Origin of the sequence: Acinetobacter stercoris (assembly GCF_900323515.1) — a bacterium.
In the GTDB taxonomy this organism is placed as follows: Bacteria; Pseudomonadota; Gammaproteobacteria; order Pseudomonadales; family Moraxellaceae; genus Acinetobacter; species Acinetobacter stercoris.
The window spans coordinates 1-20,235 of record NZ_OOGT01000023.1; the positions used below are offsets into that span (position 1 = coordinate 1).

At 36.7% G+C, this 20,235-nt stretch carries 18 protein-coding genes; 10 read left to right on the forward strand and 8 right to left on the reverse strand.

The genetic code is table 11. The annotated features are described in order from the left end of the window. Positions 1 to 2,083: 2,083 nt before the first annotated feature. The gene (locus KPC_RS04050) at positions 2,084 to 2,527 is read right to left on the reverse strand and encodes a hypothetical protein (protein ID WP_121973137.1); all 444 of its coding nucleotides are present in this window, start codon (positions 2,525 to 2,527) and stop codon (positions 2,084 to 2,086) included. Positions 2,528 to 2,624: 97 nt separating this feature from the next. On the opposite strand from KPC_RS04050, the gene KPC_RS04055 reads away from it, so the two are divergent. Together KPC_RS04055 and KPC_RS04060 are read left to right on the forward strand one after the other, a co-directional pair. Beyond that, positions 2,625 to 3,302, forward strand: a complete 678-nt coding sequence (locus KPC_RS04055; RefSeq protein ID WP_213065873.1) for a hypothetical protein — start codon at positions 2,625 to 2,627, stop codon at positions 3,300 to 3,302. Positions 3,303 to 3,519: 217 nt separating this feature from the next. Next, a complete protein-coding gene (locus KPC_RS04060; protein ID WP_121973138.1) occupies positions 3,520 to 3,633 on the forward strand; it encodes a hypothetical protein in 114 nt (37 codons plus the stop codon). Between the two features lie 20 nt (positions 3,634 to 3,653). Here KPC_RS04060 and KPC_RS04065 read toward each other — a convergent pair whose 3' ends face one another. After that, positions 3,654 to 4,127, reverse strand: coding sequence for an Lrp/AsnC family transcriptional regulator (locus KPC_RS04065; protein WP_121973139.1), 474 nt, complete (start codon positions 4,125 to 4,127; stop codon positions 3,654 to 3,656). Between the two features lie 120 nt (positions 4,128 to 4,247). Between KPC_RS04065 and rarD the strand changes: the two genes are divergently transcribed. The 4 genes from rarD to KPC_RS04085 all read left to right on the forward strand — a co-directional run bounded on the left by rarD (position 4,248) and on the right by KPC_RS04085 (position 9,282). Then, a complete protein-coding gene (rarD, locus tag KPC_RS04070) occupies positions 4,248 to 5,138 on the forward strand; it encodes an EamA family transporter RarD (RefSeq protein WP_171334419.1) in 891 nt (296 codons plus the stop codon). Between the two features lie 342 nt (positions 5,139 to 5,480). After that, a complete protein-coding gene (locus KPC_RS04075; protein ID WP_121973141.1) occupies positions 5,481 to 6,686 on the forward strand; it encodes an acetyl-CoA C-acetyltransferase in 1,206 nt (401 codons plus the stop codon). Positions 6,687 to 6,697: 11 nt separating this feature from the next. Then, positions 6,698 to 8,833 (forward strand): 3-hydroxyacyl-CoA dehydrogenase NAD-binding domain-containing protein, encoded by a 2,136-nt coding sequence (locus KPC_RS04080; RefSeq protein WP_121973142.1) that lies wholly within the window; start codon positions 6,698 to 6,700, stop codon positions 8,831 to 8,833. A gap of 149 nt (positions 8,834 to 8,982) precedes the next feature. Then, entirely contained in the window at positions 8,983 to 9,282 is a 300-nt protein-coding gene (locus KPC_RS04085) for a hypothetical protein (protein WP_121973143.1), read from the forward strand. 83 nt (positions 9,283 to 9,365) lie between these two features. Here the strand turns inward: KPC_RS04085 and KPC_RS04090 are convergent, their stop codons facing one another. The 4 genes from KPC_RS04090 to KPC_RS04105 all read right to left on the reverse strand — a co-directional run bounded on the left by KPC_RS04090 (position 9,366) and on the right by KPC_RS04105 (position 13,487). After that, complete coding sequence (locus KPC_RS04090) at positions 9,366 to 9,755, reverse strand: nuclear transport factor 2 family protein (RefSeq protein ID WP_121973144.1); 390 nt, start codon at positions 9,753 to 9,755, stop codon at positions 9,366 to 9,368. Positions 9,756 to 9,796: 41 nt separating this feature from the next. Continuing rightward, a complete protein-coding gene (locus tag KPC_RS04095) occupies positions 9,797 to 10,654 on the reverse strand; it encodes a Vmh family MBL fold metallo-hydrolase (RefSeq protein ID WP_121973145.1) in 858 nt (285 codons plus the stop codon). Between the two features lie 451 nt (positions 10,655 to 11,105). Further along, the gene (locus KPC_RS04100; RefSeq protein ID WP_171334420.1) at positions 11,106 to 12,005 is read right to left on the reverse strand and encodes an NADP-dependent oxidoreductase; all 900 of its coding nucleotides are present in this window, start codon (positions 12,003 to 12,005) and stop codon (positions 11,106 to 11,108) included. Between the two features lie 264 nt (positions 12,006 to 12,269). Further along, a complete protein-coding gene (locus tag KPC_RS04105; RefSeq protein ID WP_121973147.1) occupies positions 12,270 to 13,487 on the reverse strand; it encodes a class I SAM-dependent methyltransferase in 1,218 nt (405 codons plus the stop codon). A gap of 102 nt (positions 13,488 to 13,589) precedes the next feature. Here KPC_RS04105 and trhA point away from each other — a divergent pair, with 102 nt between their 5' ends. The 3 genes from trhA to KPC_RS04120 all read left to right on the forward strand — a co-directional run bounded on the left by trhA (position 13,590) and on the right by KPC_RS04120 (position 16,389). Then, positions 13,590 to 14,231 (forward strand): PAQR family membrane homeostasis protein TrhA, encoded by a 642-nt coding sequence (gene trhA, locus KPC_RS04110; RefSeq protein ID WP_121973148.1) that lies wholly within the window; start codon positions 13,590 to 13,592, stop codon positions 14,229 to 14,231. A gap of 140 nt (positions 14,232 to 14,371) precedes the next feature. After that, a complete protein-coding gene (locus KPC_RS04115; RefSeq protein WP_121973149.1) occupies positions 14,372 to 15,685 on the forward strand; it encodes an MFS transporter in 1,314 nt (437 codons plus the stop codon). Between the two features lie 122 nt (positions 15,686 to 15,807). Continuing rightward, on the forward strand, positions 15,808 to 16,389 hold the full coding sequence (locus KPC_RS04120; protein WP_121973150.1) for a hypothetical protein: 582 nt from the start codon (positions 15,808 to 15,810) through the stop codon (positions 16,387 to 16,389). Here the strand turns inward: KPC_RS04120 and KPC_RS04125 are convergent. Continuing rightward, entirely contained in the window at positions 16,386 to 17,396 is a 1,011-nt protein-coding gene (locus KPC_RS04125) for a metallophosphoesterase (protein WP_121973151.1), read from the reverse strand. The genes KPC_RS04120 and KPC_RS04125 overlap by 4 nt on opposite strands. Positions 17,397 to 17,494: 98 nt before the next feature. On the opposite strand from KPC_RS04125, the gene KPC_RS04130 reads away from it, so the two are divergent. After that, positions 17,495 to 19,126, forward strand: coding sequence for a phospholipase D family protein (locus tag KPC_RS04130; RefSeq protein WP_121973152.1), 1,632 nt, complete (start codon positions 17,495 to 17,497; stop codon positions 19,124 to 19,126). A gap of 46 nt (positions 19,127 to 19,172) precedes the next feature. Here the strand turns inward: KPC_RS04130 and KPC_RS04135 are convergent, their stop codons facing one another. Next, positions 19,173 to 19,973: a lysophospholipid acyltransferase family protein gene (locus KPC_RS04135; RefSeq protein WP_121973165.1), complete on the reverse strand. Its 801-nt coding sequence runs from the start codon at positions 19,971 to 19,973 to the stop codon at positions 19,173 to 19,175. Positions 19,974 to 20,235: the final 262 nt, after the last annotated feature.

Consider the following 20,235-nt stretch of genomic DNA (forward strand, 5'->3'; position numbering starts at 1 on the left):
CTTTTTTTATAAATACTTAAATTAAACTTTTCAATATCACAGTGTTCTTGATTCTCATCGCTAGCATGTGAGAAAGTTGCAATAAGAAAAACAGACGCAAAAATAAATATTTTTTTCATTGTCTTCTCATTTGTAGTNTTTATCTAACCATTTTTTAATTGATGCAATGTTTTTTAATTTAAAATGCATATAGTCATCAGAAACGCCGTCTAAACCTGAACTATCATTACCCAAAATATGAGTAATTGATTTCAATTGAATATTTTTATCATTTCCACTTATTTCAAAAAGTTCAACAGTATACAGTTTCCCACTTGGTTGAGGGTAACAGCAGTAAGTTTCAGAAAATAAAGTGATTAATATTGGTGCTTTACTTGGCTTTTTATAAAGACTAACTGCTTTCAAAGTAACACCAGCACCATTTCCTACACGACCATTAATTTTGTTTATAGAAATTTTTTTATTTTTCGAAATTAAGAAATTCTCAACATATTGATTATCTGGTGATAATTCACAGTTTTTTGACACAAATTTTGAATCATTCTTAGTAAAGATGCTTAGTTTATATGACTGATCAGGTAAACAATGCTCATTACCTATGTCACTTGCATAGGTTACTTGAAAGCATAAAATATATAGAAGTATAGAAAAAAAACTTTTCAATTTTATCACCTTAGAGTTTATTGTATTATACAANGATACTTTTTGCCTTTTTAAAATATTGTTTTCGCTCTTTTTTATTTGGAGCAAATTGATTAATAACATATGTTATTTTATCAACGATAGCATCAGACGCACCACTATCAGCAATATTGTATAGCTTTTTATCTAACCAAAATACGATAGCGGATCGAGCCGCATATTTGGGTTGCTCTAGTAATTCGGAGTCAACAGTAAAATCTGGCTTACCATCATCAGGCCAGATCTTGGAATACATTTTAGTTAAAACAGTATAATTATACCTACCAGTAGTTTGCTTTAATCCACGACCTAAAAATTTATATCCGTCACCATCTTGAACATTACCTAGTGCAAGTGATTTAGGTCTATTTTTGTCCATATACCATTTATTTGTAATTGTTTTTATTTTCAATTCATTAGGTTTTACTTTCGCATCAATAGCAGCTTCGTTTGGGTGTTGTTTATAATATGACGAGAGAGCAATTAAATTATTTGCAGTGTAATTTGAAATATCTTCTCTAAGACTAAATTTAGCACCTATTTCACCAAAAACTTGTGCCATAAAATGAGCTTGCCTTAATCTTGTATCTAATTTGTAGATAGATAAATTTGTATTTAGTTCATCTATTATTGGTTGCATTTTTTCTATGGCTACACCTGGCCACATCTTTTTCATTTGATCCATCGTAATCAATGGAACTTTAGATTTAACATCCTCATTAGTGGTCGGTTTATCAGTATCGGTAACCCCTTTAGTCACAACCACATCTAAATATACCGGTATGGTTTTAGGCTCAGTAAAACGTGGGAAGTAATCCGCGCTAACTTCTGTACCATCACGATACTTAAACGGCGTATTATCAGGCTTATAAGGTGATAGCTTGATGCCACTATGCAATATAGACCTGATCTTTAATGTACCGTTTTTGACTTGTAGCGTTGTATCTATTAGCTGGGCAGTAGGTCCCTTAAAGTACTTAACTTTGACATAAAACGGGATGTCATAAAGCTTTTTGGAATCCCTATTTTCATAAAAGGTAAACGTCGAATTAGCTATACCATAGTCACTTAGCATATACGGCGCTGTAAGTTTTCTCGAATAGAGTTTTAAATTACCTGCAACAGATCCGATCCGGTAATAACTATAGTCACTATCGCCGTCTTCAAGCATTTTAGACGGGTTTGGGGTACCGTCTGCATTCATCGGTGCCAGGATAAAAATATCAACATTTGATGTACCGTCTGACGTGAATGTTAAGGTACCAGACTCACTATCTGTAAGTTTATGCAGTTTTTTATTTTGTCCCACATGATGAATGATCATCGGAAAATTGCACATCGCCATCCCTGCTTTATCGACGATGAGCACTTGATAAGTATTATCAGACATATAAAAACCTAATTATTCTTCTTCAGTTGTTTGATTCGATTCATCATCTTCATGAAAGAAAGGGTCTTCAGGTGCTTCAATAGAAATATCATTACTATTCACCAATACAGAATTAAAAGGCTTCTGATGATCAGTGTAGAAGCGTAGTGTTGAATCCTCAATGGGATTATTTAATTTTCTTTGAGCAAGCAGCGCTGCCGTTTCCTGATTTGTTACAAATAATTCTTTTTCATCAATGTTCGGTGCTTCTGTTTTTTTACCATCCCCATCTAAATATTCAAATTTGTAATCTACCTTGTTACTAAAGTTATTGGGAACTGTAGGCAAAGAAGTTAAAGGCATTGTAACTTTTTCACCTGAGGTAAATTTATGTTGACCCGCATGGGATTCAAATTTACCAGGTGTAATAACCTTAATGCCGTCTTTATTTATAATAATCTGTGATCCACCAGCCATTGTTATTCATCCTCAAAAGGTGTTTATTAAAATCATTTTTAGCGTTAAAGTTGAACAAATAGTAAAACGTATAATTTTTGCACTTTTTTTTAAAGATATGACTTTTATACTGGCAATACAACTAGAAGACAGCCTGATCGTTGCAAGCGACAATCACTTTGCAAGAGTAGGAAAGAATAATGAACTACAACATAAAGTTGGCATGAACAAGCTTTATACGTGGGACTATGGCATCGTGGTGGGGACTGATGAGCATACTGTTATTGAGCGTGCGACTCAATTTTTTGAGTTAACAAAATTTAATATTAAGAAACTGCCAGACTGTTTAAAGGCTTCCAGATTACTTCGTGAAATGGAAATTAATCATGAGCAAGTCAAAATAACCAAACTTATGTATTCAATCTTTGAAGGTGACGACACACGGTTATATAGAATTGAACCGCTGCCTACAGGTGATTATGAAGTCTCAAAATTTCAGAATAATGAAATAGCTTTGTGGTTCTTTAACCCAAATCTTGAAAATAAAAGTATGGAAATAATCAAATCTTTATATGAAAATTTGAAAAACTTTGATGAATTTGAAAGTCCCTTAGACTGGATAAACTTTTATACGGTTCAGATCAGTAAATTATTCAAGTCACAAGCCAAAAAAGACATCATGATGAGCGAGTCATTTAATATTTTTTTCCAGAAAAAGGGCGTAACTTATTATGATTATTTAGAAAATGATGGTGATTATATTCCCTACGATTTTATCTATCCTGTAAATATTTAAGAACAAAACTCATAGATATGAATTTTGCTTATTGTACAAATTATTGTTGAACCAAAGCATAATATTAATAATACACATTAAAAAAATATCTATATAATCAATGCCTTTAATAGAATTTTTTATAATCAAAATTTAAATATCTCATGATCAGATATTGGTATTTTACTCTTTAAATGGGCTAATATAATCTCTCTTCAATTCAGCAACAGGTATTGTCATGTTAGATTTTTTAAAAAAGAAAAACAAAGCAAGCTTTGTATTCTTCATTATTACCTTATATTCAATTATTGGTTTTACCTTGGGTTATATCATCTGGGAATATCTTTTATAAGATAAGTTCAGTCCTGAAATCTATATTTCAATAGGGACAGATAATGAAACCTTATCTTTTCTCATTGCCACCAATGTTTGAAATTTTTTGATGTTTTTATTTTTTATAAATAAATTTTCTGTTAGTTCAGTATATTCATCCATATTCCGAACGAGAATAATTAAAACAAAATCCCATTCTCCCGCTACATAGTATGACTGTTGCACTTGTCTACATGAAGAAAATAATTTTCGTAATGATTCCAACTCATTGAACTGTTCATTAATCACTTTAATGGTTGTAATAACAGTGATATTAAAACCAAGTGCTTCAGGTTTTATTTTGGTATTATAAGATTCTATAACGCCTTGCTCACTTAATTTTTTCAGTCTTCTGTTGACTGCCGCTGTAGATAAATTCACAGACTCACCCAAATCTTTTTGAGGTAGCCTTGCATCATTCTGAATTATTTCTAATAATTTTATATCAAACCGGTCTAAATCAACATTCAGCATAAATCATTCCATATTTGATGAATAAAATGCAATAAATTTGCATCATCGCCAATAACTTGAAAAATTAAGTTACCATGATTTATATAAAATAAATACACATGATTTATAAGGTATATCATTGTGTTAAAGGGTATATTTTTTTCTATTTTTGCCTCTTTCTGTTTCGCACTGCTTTATTACTATACGAGTTTTTTACATGATCTGAATGGTAACCAGGCCTTCGGGTGGAGAATGTTCATACTTTTCCCATTCTTGACAATATTTATTGTTTTAATACAGGAATTTTCACAAGTCAGGAAAATTTTTAAACGGTTTGTCGAAAAACCAGCCTTTCTTATGTTGCTGATCCTGAGCTCTTTCCTATCGGGTCTACAGTTATGGTTATTTATGTGGGCTCCAATGAATAATCGGGCTTTACAAGTTTCTTTAGGCTATTTTTTATTACCGCTCGTTTTAATCCTCTGCGGATACTTGTTTTTTAAAGAAAAAATTTCTATTCCACAAAAAATTGCATTGAGTATTGCTACTCTCGGGGTTTTACACGAAATTTGGCGTATAGGTTCACTGTCTTGGGAAAGCCTGCTTGTTGCAATCGGCTATGCTGCCTATTTTGTATTAAGAAAAAAAATAGATACCAATCATCTGGCTGGTTTTTGGTGGGATACTCTGTTTATGCTACCAATTGCCATATATTTCATACAAATAGGTTGGTATAACCTAACAAATGTACTGAGTGACTTACAGTATTTAACTCTGGTTTTGGGCCTCGGATTTATAAGTGCTTTAGCTTTAGGAAGCTATATTTTATCCAGTAAATACCTTCCGCTGGTTTTATTCGGTTTACTAGCTTATGTAGAGCCCGTACTTTTAGCTATCGTATCGTTATTATTAGGAGAATCAATACAGCCCGACGAATGGCTGACTTACATTCCTATCTGGATCGCTGTTGCGATTATTATAAGTGAAGGAATATTCAGGTTTTTTGACATTCCAAAATGGTTACGACTTTAGAGACGTGAATCATGCTAATTATTATGAATAAGGAATCTCACAATAAGGTGATCTATCTCTGGAAAAATACTTGTATCAAGATTTTAGTTCTTGCAAATAAATAGATCATGCCTTTCATGATCTTTGAATCTTCACTATATAAGCCCTCTGATAAGTGAATCAAGAATCCCTGGCTATTTTTAAACAGCTTTCACTTGGATCATCGATAAACATTTTGCGATTTTACAAATTTCGAAATTGACCAAAAATATCAACTGACTTTCCCGTTCTCGTCATTGCACTTTAGAGCTTATCGATTAGACTCGAAATATAACAAATTGAACTCAATAAAAAGGAAATCGTATGAGCGAGGCATATATCATTGACGCCATTCGCACGCCGCGTGGAAAAGGGAAAAAAGATGGTTCACTCTATGAAGTGAAACCTATTTCTTTACTCATTGGTCTATTACATGAATTAGAAAATCGTCACCACCTCGATACCTCAAAAGTCGATGATATTGTCTTGGGTTGCGTTACGCCTATTGCTGATCAGGGTGGAGATATCGCTAAAACTGCTGCGATTGCTGCGGGGTGGAATGATGATGTTGCGGGCGTTCAAATCAACCGTTTCTGCGCATCTGGTTTAGAAGCTGTTAATCTGGCTGCACAGAAAGTCCGTTCAGGGTGGGAAGATCTGGTGGTTGCTGGTGGTGTCGAATCTATGTCACGCATCCCAATGGGTTCCGATGGCGGTCCTTGGGCACTGGATCCTGAAACCAACCTGGCATCACATTTTCTGCCTCAAGGTATCGGTGCTGACTTAATTGCGACTTTAGATGGCTATACGCGTGCCGATGTAGATGCCTTTGCTGTTAATTCTCAGCAAAAAGCTGCTGCTGCCCAAGCTAAAGGTTATTTTGACAAATCTGTTATCCCTGTTAAAGATCACTCGGGTGTATTGATCTTGGAAAAGGATGAATTTATCAAAGCAGGCTCATCTGTTGAAGGCTTGGCCAAACTTAACCCAAGTTTTGAAATGATGGGACAAATGGGTTTTGACTCAGTTGCATTACAAAAATACCCTGAAGCTGAAAAAATCAATCATGTGCATCATGCAGGTAACTCATCAGGTATTGTCGATGGTGCTGCACTGGTTCTACTCGCATCAGAAAAAGCTGTAAAAGAGCAAGGTTTAAAACCACGGGCTAAAGTTTTGTCTACGGCACTGGTTGGAACAGACCCAACCATCATGCTGACTGGTCCTGCCCCTGCTGCCCGTAAAGCTTTGGAAAAAGCAGGCTTAAGCATTGATGATATTGACCTGTTTGAAGTCAATGAAGCTTTTGCCGCAGTCGTCATGCGTTTTATCAATGAACTCAATGTTGATCCACAAAAAGTCAATGTCAACGGTGGTGCAATTGCCATGGGACATCCATTGGGTGCAACAGGCGCCATGATTTTAGGGACATTACTTGATGAACTTGAACGTCAAGGCAAAAAACGTGGATTGGCTACACTTTGTGTTGGTGGTGGTATGGGCATCGCAACCATTATTGAGTTGGTATAAGGAGAATAACAATGAGCGCAATTCAATATGAAAAAAATGCAGATGGCATTGTTATTTTAACGATGGATTCACCAAATCAGTCAGCCAATACCATGAATGCCGATTTTCGTGTAGCTCTGGAAAATGTAGTCAGTAAACTCAAATCTGAAACTGATTTGACTGGTGTTATTTATCGTTCAGCGAAAAAAACATTCTTTGCTGGTGGTGATCTGGATGAACTCATTTTAGCAACGCCTGATCATGCAACCGAATTTTTCAACATGACAGCAAAGCTTAAAAATGACCTTCGTGCCATCGATACTCTGGGCGTACCAGTTGTGGCAGCGATCAATGGAACAGCACTTGGTGGCGGTTGGGAAATAGCGCTAAGTTGCCATTATCGTATTGCCCTGAATGATCCTAAAACCAAACTGGGCTTACCTGAAGTAACCTTAGGCTTACTTCCAGGTGGCGGTGGTGTTGTGCGTATGGTACGCCTACTTGGTTTGCAAAATGCTTTTCCATTCCTGATGGAAGGTAAACAGTTTGGTGTAGAAAAAGCCAAATCTTTAGGCTTGATTAATGAACTTGCTGACTCCGAACAGGATATGCTCGAAAAAGCAGTGGCATGGATTAAAGCCAACCCAAAATCACAACAACCGTATGACGTTAAAGGTTACAAAATTCCAGGCGGTGATCCTAAGACTCCTGCAGTAGCACAAGTTCTGGCGATTGCTCCGGCTATGCTGCGTGACAAAACCAAAGGCTGTTATCCTGCACCAGAAGCGATCATGTCTGCTGCGGTTGAAGGTGCCCAAGTCGATGTGGATACCGCATTTCGTATCGAAAACCGTTATTTTACCCAACTTGCAACTGGTCAGATTTCCAAGAATATGATCGGCACATTCTGGCATGGTTTAAATGCCATCAAGTCTGGTGCTAGCCGCCCTAAAGATATTGCAAAATGGCAAGCGAACAAAGTTGCTGTACTCGGCGCTGGCATGATGGGGGCTGGTATTGCATATGCAACAGCGATCAAAGGCATCCCTGTCATTTTAAAAGACGTATCTGTTGAAAATGCTGAAAAAGGCAAAGCCTATAGTCAGAAACTACTTGATAAAAGAGTTTCTCAAGGTCGTATGACAGCTGAAAAACGCGATCAAATTTTAAGTCTGATTACCCCGACAGCCAATGCGGAAGACCTAAAAGGTGTAGACCTGATCATAGAAGCAGTATTCGAAAATCACGAACTTAAGGCTAAAGTTACTCAAGAAGCTGAACAATACCTGATTGATGGCGGTGTGATGGCTTCAAATACATCTACCCTCCCAATCACAGGACTTGCAACAGCCAGTAAAAACGATAAAAACTTTATCGGATTGCATTTCTTTAGCCCAGTAGACAAAATGCAACTGGTTGAAATAATCAAAGGTAAAAATACTTCAGCTGAAACTTTAGCTAAAGCCTATGATTACGTTCAACAAATTGGTAAAACACCTATTGTGGTTAATGATAGTCGCGGATTCTTTACAAGCCGTGTCTTTGGTACTTTTGTTCAAGAAGGTTTACGCTTGCTTGCTGAAGGTGTCCATCCTGCAAAAATCGAAATGGCGGCACTTAAGGCAGGTATGCCAGTAGGGCCACTTGCCATTCAGGATGAGGTTTCATTAACACTTTCCGAACATGTCGCAAATGAAGCTCGTGAGGCTTTAAAAGCAGAAGGCAAAGATCTGCCTCGTTCAGGCGCAGATGAAGTCATAGAAACGATGATTCACCAATTTAACCGTAAAGGTAAAGCAGCAGGTGCTGGTTTTTATGAATATCCTGAAAATGCGAAAAAGCATTTATGGGATGGTTTAAGCCATTGGAATAAAAACACACAAATTGCAGAGCAGGAAATGATTGACCGTTTCCTCTTTGTTCAATCACTTGATACCTTGCGCTGTCTCGAAGAAGGTGTGCTTGAATCTGTCATTGATGGAAATGTAGGGTCAATCTTTGGAATAGGATTTGCACCATGGACTGGTGGAGCGATCCAATTTTTAAATCAATATGGTTTAGAAAAAGCACTTAAACGTGCTAATGAATTAGAAGCTAAATATGGTGACCGCTTTAAGGCTCCACAAAAACTTCGAGATGCGGCTTCCTCAAACCAGCCAATAAAATGATTTATGCAAGTGATAAATGAGAGCAACTCGTTGTTTCTCATTTATAAAAATATTTCTAAATGCACACTTACCATTTAATCATCAGTAAGTGTGCATTTTATGATATAAAGTAACATAACAATCGTTTGTTTGACTTAAAGGTTCATCTTATGAGTAGCGTTACTTCTTCTGAAAAAAAAGGATGGAAAGCAATTATCATCGCTTTTATTCTGAGTTGTTTTTTCTTAGGCTTTTTCTACTTAGCAATCACCAATGAACCTGATTACATGCCAAGTCAGCAAAACAAACCGACTACTCAGCATGCATTTAAACAGCAGCCAACTATGTCAAAAGAAGCACTTGAGTCAGCTCAACAAGATGCAAAAATGCGTGAAGAAATGAAAAATATGTCTCCTGAAGAGATGCAACATATGCATGGTGCTACTGCAACAGCAGACAAGGCAAACTAATTTATAAACAAATCGTTTCAATAGTCAGCGATAACTGCCTCCAATTGAATCTTTTAAAAAGAGAGAATTATTTCTCTCTTTTTTTATTTCAAGGCATCATTGACTAATGCACTGTCTACAATCTGTTGCATCGTCACAATCTTTCCATCTTTTAAATGATAAAGATGTGCAAATGCAGCTTCAAATGCTTTTCCTGTTTGCTTATAAGTACCGCTATAAACTCCAAATGCTGCAACTTTGTCTCCATCAGCAAGATAAGTATGCACCTTTGCCTGAAAGGCATCCCATTCTGTGGCTAATCTTCGAAACACCTGAGTAAAAATTTCGTCGGAACCAACATATGTACCCGCATAGGGAAAACCTGCCGCTTCTGTCCATGAAGAATTTTCATCTAATAAGGCTTTCAAGTTTTTTGCATTTTCTTGCGGACTATTTTCATAAGTTGATTGGATCATTTGTAAATTATGAGACATATGTACATCCTTTTTCATTTTAAATCATTTAATCACAGCCGTTACCATTTCATTTCGCCAGTATTTACTTTCGAACTCAATTCCAAAGAGCTTGCTTCGCTTAATTGAGGATATCGACTTTTCATTACATTAATCACCGCAGCAGATTTTTTATGTACTGCTAATGTATTTTCAAAATCAACTAGATATTGATTTGTAAACTGAATCGCATTTGTTCCTTTAGGAATTGCCCCCAGATAATGTCCTGGAATCACCTGCTTGGGCTTTAATGCAATCATTTCCTTTAAAGTCTGACGCCAGACCGCTCTTGCTTTTGTGGTCTGGGTATCGGCTGTCCAGACATGGACTCCAGAAAAGATCCCCACGCCACCCAAAATCGTTTTAGTACTTGGAACCCACAAATATGCAGCATAAGAATTCGGAGCTTTAAATTGGATTTCCTGATTTTCCAGTTTCACGGTGTTTACTTTTAAGATCTCAGGGACAATCAGTTTTTCTGGTGCGCCAGTCTTTAAAATAGGTCCCCAATATGCCATTTTCGATTCTTTCGTCTGTTCAATATGCCGTACAACTTGTGAGGTTGCAAAAATTTTTGCTTGAGGGAATGCTTTTGCTAAAGGAGCTAAACCAAAATAAAAATCAGGCTCACCTGCTGTGATCAGAATATATTTTAGATTCTTTCCACTCTCCTGAATCATTTTGACCAGCTTGTCACTGTCATGCGTACTGAACTGGGCATCTACCAATATCGCATCTTTTTGACCTGTAATCAGTGTTGATGAAACTTTAAAAATCCCACTTTCTTGAGGACTATAAACTTTATAATTTAGTTGATCTGCAAAACTAAAACTGCTGAACAGGACTAAACTTAGAGTCAAATATTTAGTTAACATATTCATAAATTACCTGGATTTCCTGTTTCAATGAGATCTTCTAACTACAATATAGTTTGAGCATAATTAAGATTTAGAACATCATACTAAATACAATAGTTACTTTTAGTAAGTACTTACTTTTTTGTAAGCTGTTAATTTTCTTTAAATACTTATTTACAGGATTGTTTTATAAAATATTTTTTTTATTCATGATCATCTTGACAAAATAATAAAATGAGTATTTATCAGACTTTCAGCATAAAAAGCCTGATAAAAGCTAACTCAATATTTCAAGTGACAACGACATAGCGACAAAAAAATACTCTCGTCCCTAAGGGTTACAGCTAAAATTATCTCAGATTTCGTTACGAAATTTGAAAATGGTCTCGCCATTAGCTGCATTTCGTGCCTCATCTGCTCAATTTTAGCTTGTAACGCAATCTATTTATGAAATGTCAACAGACCCTAGATTCAATTAAAAAGTTAATGCACTTTTCCCACGTGTATGACCATCAAGGATATCACTATATGCCTGTTTTGCATTTTCAAAAGGATAAGTTGCACTGACTTCCCACTTAAAACGTCCAGCTGCAATACCATCCACCACATGTTGTAAATTTCCAACATTACGTTTTACCCAAACTGGGCGGACACGATTTGATGATACTGGACGACCTGCAATTGTGCCAATGAAGCCATTTGATTTCACCGCCTGAAGTGATGCCTGAGTTGCTTCTTCATTGCCAATCATATCAATAGATGCATCAAATAAATCTTGATGCACTGTCTGGATTCTTTGAAGCAATCCTGAACCATAAGTGACTGGTATTGCTCCTAAGTCACGTAAATATTGCTGATTTTTTTCTGAAGCTGTTGCAACAACCTTGATTCCTCTCTCTTTTGCCAGTTGAATCGTGATGGAGCCAACCCCTCCCGATGCACCATGAATCAATAAGGAGTCAATATTTCCAATTTCGTCTAAAATAGTCATTGCTGTTTGCCCAACACCAGCAATAGTTCCAGCCACTTCCCAACTCATATTGGCTGGTCGTCTAACCAGATTCACTGTCGGAACATCAATGACACTTGCATGTGTAAATGCACCACCAGATCCCAGAACTTCATCGCCGATGTTCCAGCCACTATTATTTGAATCTATTTCTACAATGACTCCAGCAAACTCAGTACCAAATGTTTGCGGAAAACCTGAATGTTTAAACTCTCCCGTCATACGGCGCGCATCAATAGGGTTGATTCCGCTTGCTTTCACCTGAATACGTGCCATACCTACTGCAAGTTTTGGTAAATCCGTAGTCACGACCTCAAGTACATCAGGCTGACCATACTTTTTTGCTATTAGAACTGAACTTTTCATTTTCAACTGGCTCATAAAATTTAATTGGATTTTTATTATCTTAAGTCAGATAAAATGTATGAAAAGGGCATGAAATAGATTACATTTTTCTAAAAATGCAACAATTCTTCATCTTCAAAACGTTATCATGCTGTGTGAAAGCTGTAAGCTTTGAAAATTGTTTTAAGTCCCAAATCCCCCATTAACCCAATAAAAATGCTACGTCTGTTAACATCACGTAGCATCAGCCAATCAATGCTAATCTGGCTCAAAAATAAAAAGAAACTAGCATTTACAGCCTATATCATGAATTTCAAACTGATCATTTAAAAGTTGCTGCAGCGTATGCTTTTTAATGCCATACATATCTTTTAGAGCTTCAATTTGTGCTAAAACCTTTACATCAGGTGCAGTAAAGTTTTTGCGTTTTGTCGCCAAAATCATTTTATTTTTGCTCGTATGTTCCAATGATACAAACTCAAAAACTTTGGTTTCATAACCATACGCTTTTAACAGCAGTGCCCGGATTGTATCCGTTAGCATTTCAGCCTGTTGCCCTGCATGAATACCAAACTGGAGCATCGGTTTTAAGATATCAGGGCTTTTAAGCTGTGGGCGCAGTTCTTTATGACAACACGGCGCACACATAATCATTGAAGCATTTAAACGTATTCCTGTGTGAATAGCGAAGTCAGTTGCAATGTCACAGGCATGCAAAGCAATCATGACATCCAACTTCTCTGGATGATATGTTCTTACATCACCCTCGAAGAAATCTAAATGTTCAAAAGCAACTTTTGCTGATATATCCTGACAAAAATCAACCAGATTATTGCGTAACTCTACTCCGGTAATACGTGGAATCTTATGTTTTTGTTCTTTTAAATAATCATACAATGCAAAAGTCAAATATCCCTTACCAGAACCAAAATCCACAACCCTGATTTGCTCCTGTTCAGCATTGATCTGGTCAAATGCTCCCGAAAAAATTTCCACAAATTTGTTAATCTGTTTCCACTTACGCGCCATGCTCGGCACAATTTGCGCTTTCTCGTCTGTAATACCCAAATACTTTAGAAATGGACGATCCTGAATCACATAACGATTTTTTTCTCTGTCATGTGTAGATGTATGTGCCTTTTCTGCTGGCTTTATTTTACTCGTAGTTAACATGGCTTTCTTTTTATTCTTTTTTAATTGGATTTCAGCATTTGCTGTAAATAGATTTGCCTGTTTACAACATTCCAGTAAAGGCTGTATCACGCCCAATGCATCTTGCAAAACATAGTTTTTGGTAATGTCCTGTGTTTTATATTTATACAGGCAGGTCAAAACTCGTTCACCCTGTAATAGAATGACTCTGAAGGTCATTTTCTCAAGCTCAGCAATTTCACCTTTGTACTGGCTTAAAATTAAGCGATCAAAACTATTTGATTCAATGGCTTGCACAGCTGCATCCAGAAATTGTTGTTCTTGCTCAGAGAGTGAAACCATTGAAGACATAACCTAAACTCAAATTTACTTATTTATTAATTCTAAAACTTCTTATCATAAAGGTAAAACTACATTATTATACAAGTGTATTTTTAAGATAAATAAAACATTATGACTTCTCAAACATTAGATAGTTACGATCCCCGAGAAGAACAAATCAATGCGCTCAGTCATGCTCTGGGCGCTATACTGGCAGTCATTGCCAGTATATTTATGCTATTAAAAGGTCATTATTTACCAGCTTGGCAAAATTTTGGACTATGGGTCTATGCTTTTAGCATGATTTTGCTTTTTTCCAGCTCTGCACTCTATCATTTTTCAACTGATCCTCATAAACGTTACTGGCTAAAAAAACTGGATCACACAGCTATCTATTATCTGATCGCGGGGACGTACACACCTTTTCTCGCCATCGCGATCCCCACAGCAAAAGCACATTATTTATTAATCGCACTCTGGATAATTGCTGGTATTGGCACGCTATTCAAATTAGTTTTCATTAATCGTTTTCAACGAATTTCCCTCATTGCATACTTGGTTATGGGATGGCTTGCATTACTGGTTATGGATGACATGCAGCGTTATTTACCATCTGGTGCAATCAAACTTTTAGTTATAGGTGGGCTTGCATACACGATTGGAGCATTGTTTTATGCATTAAAAAGAGTAAGATATACTCATGCCATTTGGCATATTTTTGTTTTGATAGGCGCAGGATCACATTTCTTTGCAATCTATCTTTACGTTATTTAGTCTTTTGGAACTCAAATTTCAGTGACCCTGAAAGAGGAATAATGGATTAATCCCGTTGTTTTTTTAAGAAATTACGCCTTTTTTTAAAAAGATTACGCTTTAAAAAACGAATTTTATTTTTACAAAGTGTAAGGTCCACCATGGCGTTATCATCATCTACTGCTACACCTGAAGTTCAGACAAACTCAAAAGCACGCGTTCTTTTTGCCAGTCTTGTCGGAACAACTATCGAATTCTTCGATTTTTATATCTATGCAACAGCAGCCGTTATCATTTTTCCACACCTGTTCTTTCCAGCAAGTACAGACCCGACGACTGCAACCATCCAATCTTTAGCAACTTTTGCTATTGCCTTTATTGCCCGCCCGATTGGTGCCGCCCTGTTCGGACACCTCGGGGATCGTATCGGGCGAAAAGCAACGCTTGTAGCTGCCTTACTGACCATGGGGATTTCAACTGTCTGTATCGGTTTACTTCCAACCTATCATCAAATTGGGATTATCGCACCATTATTGCTGGCACTCTGCCGTCTTGGTCAAGGCTTAGGGCTTGGGGGTGAATGGAGTGGTGCCGTGCTACTTGCCACAGAAAATGCGCCAGAAGGAAAACGTGCCTGGTATGGTATGTTTCCACAGCTTGGTGCTCCAATAGGCTTTATTCTGGCAACAGGTTCTTTTTTAACCCTGAGTGCATTTATGTCTGATCAGGCATTTATGCAATGGGGATGGCGTATTCCATTTCTAGCCAGTGCTGCTCTGGTGATTGTAGGTTTATATATCCGTTTAAAACTACATGAAACACCTGCATTCCAGAAAGTTTTAAACAAGCAAAAAGAAGTCAATATCCCATTTAAAGAAGTTGTCACCAAACATTGGAAAATGCTGATCTTAGGAACAATTGCTGCAATCTGTACTTTTGTTGTGTTCTATTTAACCACAGTATTTGCTTTGAACTGGGGTACAACAAAACTTGGTTATAATCGAAGTCAATTTCTTGAACTTCAACTAGTTGCAACACTGTGCTTTGCTGCATTTATTCCACTTTCAGCCGTTTTTGCTGAAAAGTTTGGTCGTCGTGCAACATCTATCGGAGTATGTATCATTTCCGCTTTATTCGGTTTGGTCTTCTCTTCTATGCTGGAATCAGGTAATACGGCAATCGTATTCTTGTTTTTATGTATCGGTTTAGCCATTATGGGTATGACCTATGGGCCGATCGGAACAGTACTTTCAGAGATCTTCCCTACCTCTGTACGCTATACTGGTTCAGCTTTAACTTTTAACCTCGCCGGGATTTTTGGTGCATCATTCGCTCCACTCATCGCGACAAAGCTTGCAACGACATATGGCTTATATGCTGTAGGTTATTATTTGACAGCGGCATCTGTTCTTTCACTTCTCGCTTTTCTGGCGATTCGTGAGACCAAAAATGATGATGTAAATAATCAGATTTAAGCGATTACAGGTTGAAAGCCAGTGATTGATCTCACTGGCTTTTTATTTGGTTTTTTAAAAGGTTCCATTTTTAATTTTTTTCTTTAAACTATTAATCTATAAAACAACAAGTTGAAAAAATAATGAATAAAATTAGTGATCAAGCTATAAATGAAACTTTAAATCTTATTCGGCAAAATCGTAAAATTGAAGCGATAAAGTTTTTAATGGAACACTCTAATTTAGGTTTAAAAGAATCCAAAGATTTTGTAGATGCATTGCAAGCTAATCCAGAGCTGAAACAGATCAAATCCGATAAGCACCAATCTGTTTCACATCATTTATATCAAGATAATATTGACACTTATCGTAAAATTCGGATTAATCTGACAACACAAGATGTGTGGATTATTGATCATGAGGGTCAAAAGATTTTGATCGATGAACACCATCCACTCTGGAATGCAGCACTAACAAAGTTTGGTGGAAAAGTTTATCCAACCAAGAGTGAATATTTAGAGACTATCCGAAACAAAAATACCGAGCTTGATCAGCAATCAACCACACTACAACGATATACAGAAGATAAAAGTTCCACAGCCTTGCATACTCATATTCCCCCAACTATAGGTGTTGAAAAGCGTAAACCTATATTTAATATGATTACCCTGATTTTAATTTGTACAGTTATTATTGTGTCGATTGCAATAGTGCTACAGCATTAACTCAATTCAATAATATCAATCGTCGGTGGTACTCTAAAACGAAAAGGCACACCTACCATCCCAGTGCCTACAGTGACAAATACATCCGCATTTTCATGTTGATATAAACCACGCTTATGTCCAAGTATGGATACCTTTTTCATGATGTAATTGGTCACCCACGGTAGTTCAACCTGCCCTCCATGTGTATGTCCAGATAACATGAGTGGGCGTGTTGGTAATTTAGGAACCATATCCACGGTGTCTGGGTTATGTGACAAAATTAACCAGGGTTTATCCTGAGGCAAATCTGGCATAAAACGCATGTCCGTTTTACCAGCCCATAAATCACCAATCCCAATTAAGCGAAAATCATCAAATTCAACAATTTTCCCTTCAATATCCATCACATTATTTTCTTCTAAAGCATTATGCAGTAGTTCTTGAATCGGTGGACCAGGGTACTGCTCATCATGATTACCATTGACCGAATAAACAGGCGCTTTAATTTCTTTGAGTACAGCTAGTTCTTCGCAAAGTTTGTTTTCAGGTTCATAAGTCCAGTCTCCTGCAACAACGACAATATCAGGTTGCTCCTGATTAATTTTACGCACAATCGTCTTAAGCTGGCGTTCATGACCAGAAAACAGGCCAATGTGTAAGTCAGCAATCAAGGCGACTTTCACAGGAGTTTTAAAGCTGTCCTCGTCACTCAATTGGTACTGCATCTTATGTATTTTTACGAAATGTGGCTCGATAAAACGTGCATAAATCAACACACAACTTAGTAGAAAAAGAAAAATTCCTTCATGTATGGAGAAATAGTCGACATAAGCAGCATAAATGCTAAAAAAAGCTAACGGAAATAAAAGATAAGATAGGTAAAATGCCAACAGATGGACGAAAGATTTAAACGGATGAATCGTTTCTGTTCTGGACTGGCTTACCCAGGCTTGCGCAATCCCCCATACGGCAACGATTGCAAAGCATATAAAAAAGTACAGAATAATAGATTGTGTTGTCCACATATTGATCTCAGCTGAGGGGAAGTCCACGCTTTGCCCTATATTTATCTTTTATAACATTCTCATTATACTCTAGACGGAAGTATTCTAAGTCAAATATTATGGATCGAACGTTCAATACACCCAAGAAACTGCATCATCTGAATAACAAAACTTTGCAAACTCGTACAACCGTACTATTGCTCACAAGTTGCTTAATCTTGGGTTTACCTGCATGTAGTACTTTACCTAAACAGGGTATGGAACCTGTCCAGTACGTTTTTGATACTGATACATCTCAAACTGATCTAGCCAAACTTATTGTTCCACTCAAAGAGAAAAATCCTGATTTAACTGGGTTTCATGTACTTTATGACCCTCTCGAAGCTCTTGCTGCCCGTATACATCTAATTGATAAAGCAGAAAAAACACTAGATCTACAATACTATATCTGGGATAACGACAAAATCGGTGCATTGGCACTTTATAAAATCATTCAGGCTGCAGACCGTGGTGTTAAAGTCCGTATATTGATCGACGATAATAATGCTAAATCAATGGAAGGGATTTTTTTGGCTTTGAGCCAACATCAAAATATCGATGTTAAGCTATTCAATCCTTATCGTTTTAGAAGTTTCCGACCTATAGATATGGTGCTTGATTTAAAACGCATCAATCGCCGCATGCATAACAAAAGCTTTATTACAGATAATCAGATTGCATTGATTGGTGGAAGAAACATGACCAATCAATACTACAACGCCAGTGATAATTATCAGTTTTCTGATGTTGATGTCATGCTGGTTGGGCAATCAGTTGACGATATTTCTCATTCATTTGATGAATACTGGAACAATAATTATGCCTACAACGTCAGATATATCGTCAATGCCAATAAACATCGCTTACGTTATTATGATTTAAAAGATCAATTACAAAAGCATTATGATGAAATCACAACCCAAAACTATTTAAATCTGACCAATCATTCCAACGACTTTGAAAACTGGCTCAACCACAATATCCAGCTGGATTGGGTAAAAGCAGAAGTTGTAAAAGATTCTCCAGAGAAAATAAAAGCAAAGGCAAAAAAAGAAGAACATTTAAACTTTCAGCTAACGAAACATCTGGAAAAGCCAGAACATAGTGTAGATATCATCTCTGCGTATTTTGTTCCGGAAAATAAAGGTACAAAACGTTTAAATGATTTATCTGAAGATGGGGTGCAAGTCCGTGTCCTGACGAACTCATTTAAAGCTAACGACGTTTCTTTAGTACATGCATTTTACCAAAAGTATCGTGTTGATTTGCTTAAGCATGGTGTTCAACTATATGAGTTTCAACCAGCCATTGATGCTGCAAATTTAAATGCCAATACTGAAGAAATTTCAAAAAAATTAAAAATCAGTTTGAAAGGTTTAAGTCGTTCAAGTTTACATGCCAAACTTATGGCACTAGATGAAAAACAGGTATTTATTGGCTCTTTTAATTTTGATCCACGTTCTGCAAATTTAAATACTGAGATCGGTGTGATCCTGAACAGCCCTCCGCTTGCAAAAGCCGTTCATCATACGATGGATGAAAATTTAAAGAAATATGCCTATAAACTGGTACTTACCTCAAAAAATAAAATCAACTGGATTAAAAACACGCCAAATGGTGTAAAAACCTATACTCAAGAGCCACGTATGAAATGGTGGCAAAAAGCGGGAATCAAGATTATTTCATGGTTGCCAATAGAAGGTTTTATGTAGATTCAAAATCATTCTTTTAGGATTGTAACCTTCTATTGACAGTCAACTATGGGACTAGAACTTCACTTTGCAGTTTTGCTAGCCCTTCAATCATCGCATTTTGAACTGCAGCAGTTAAGCTTTCTACAGTATGTCCCTCCGGAGAAATTGTATCCAGAGCCTGTATATGTGCTGTAACTTTTGGCATTTCCAATACTGCCTTGATGTGTTCTACAAAAGTAATTTCACCAATAAACGGAGCAACAGTATCTAATTTACCTTGCTGATTTACATAACAAATCAGAATAATCTGGACTGGTTTTTGAGCCTCAATAGCAGCGCCCAGAATACGTCCATGAACTTTTTTAATAGTTCTTCCATCCCCTGTCGTTGCCTCAGGGAAAAAAAGCACGGGGATATCTTCTTTTAAAAATTCGGCAATCTGTTCTTTAATACGCACAGAATCACCAGATCCACGCTTAATAAAGAGTGTGCCACCACCCTTTGCCAGATTACCTACGACAGGCCATGACTCGATTTCTGCTTTTGCCAGAAAAAACACGCGTGCTGCTGATCCAAATACAGGAATGTCTAACCACGACACATGATTGCCAACCCATAATGCTGGTTCACGCGGAATATCACCATGCAATTGCACGTCTATATTAAATACCTGACATAAGCGTCTGCAAAAGTACTGGACATAACGTGTATTTTTAGGGTTGTTCGGATCTTTATATAAACGATGGCGATATACAAGATAAAAGCCTTCTGTCACCACAGCCAAACATGTCGTTATTTTTTTTGTATATAACCAAAATTTTGCGAAACCGCTTAAGGGTGAAGAACTAACACTTTCTTGAGTCATAGAATCCACTGAAACATCATTTATTTAAGTTTATTTTCTGTCGTACTTTTCACATTTTCATATGAAAGACTGCTGTATTGTATAACTTTATACACGATGTTGCATTGACGATATAAACAAAACAATACAGATAACTTTCACTACGTTTTATTCATGCAATCTCATCATATGAAGTGCTAAGATCACTACCTAAATACGTATCACACTGTATTCTTTAGTGAGGATAGCCATGAAAGTGAATCATCACATTCCATCAAAATCA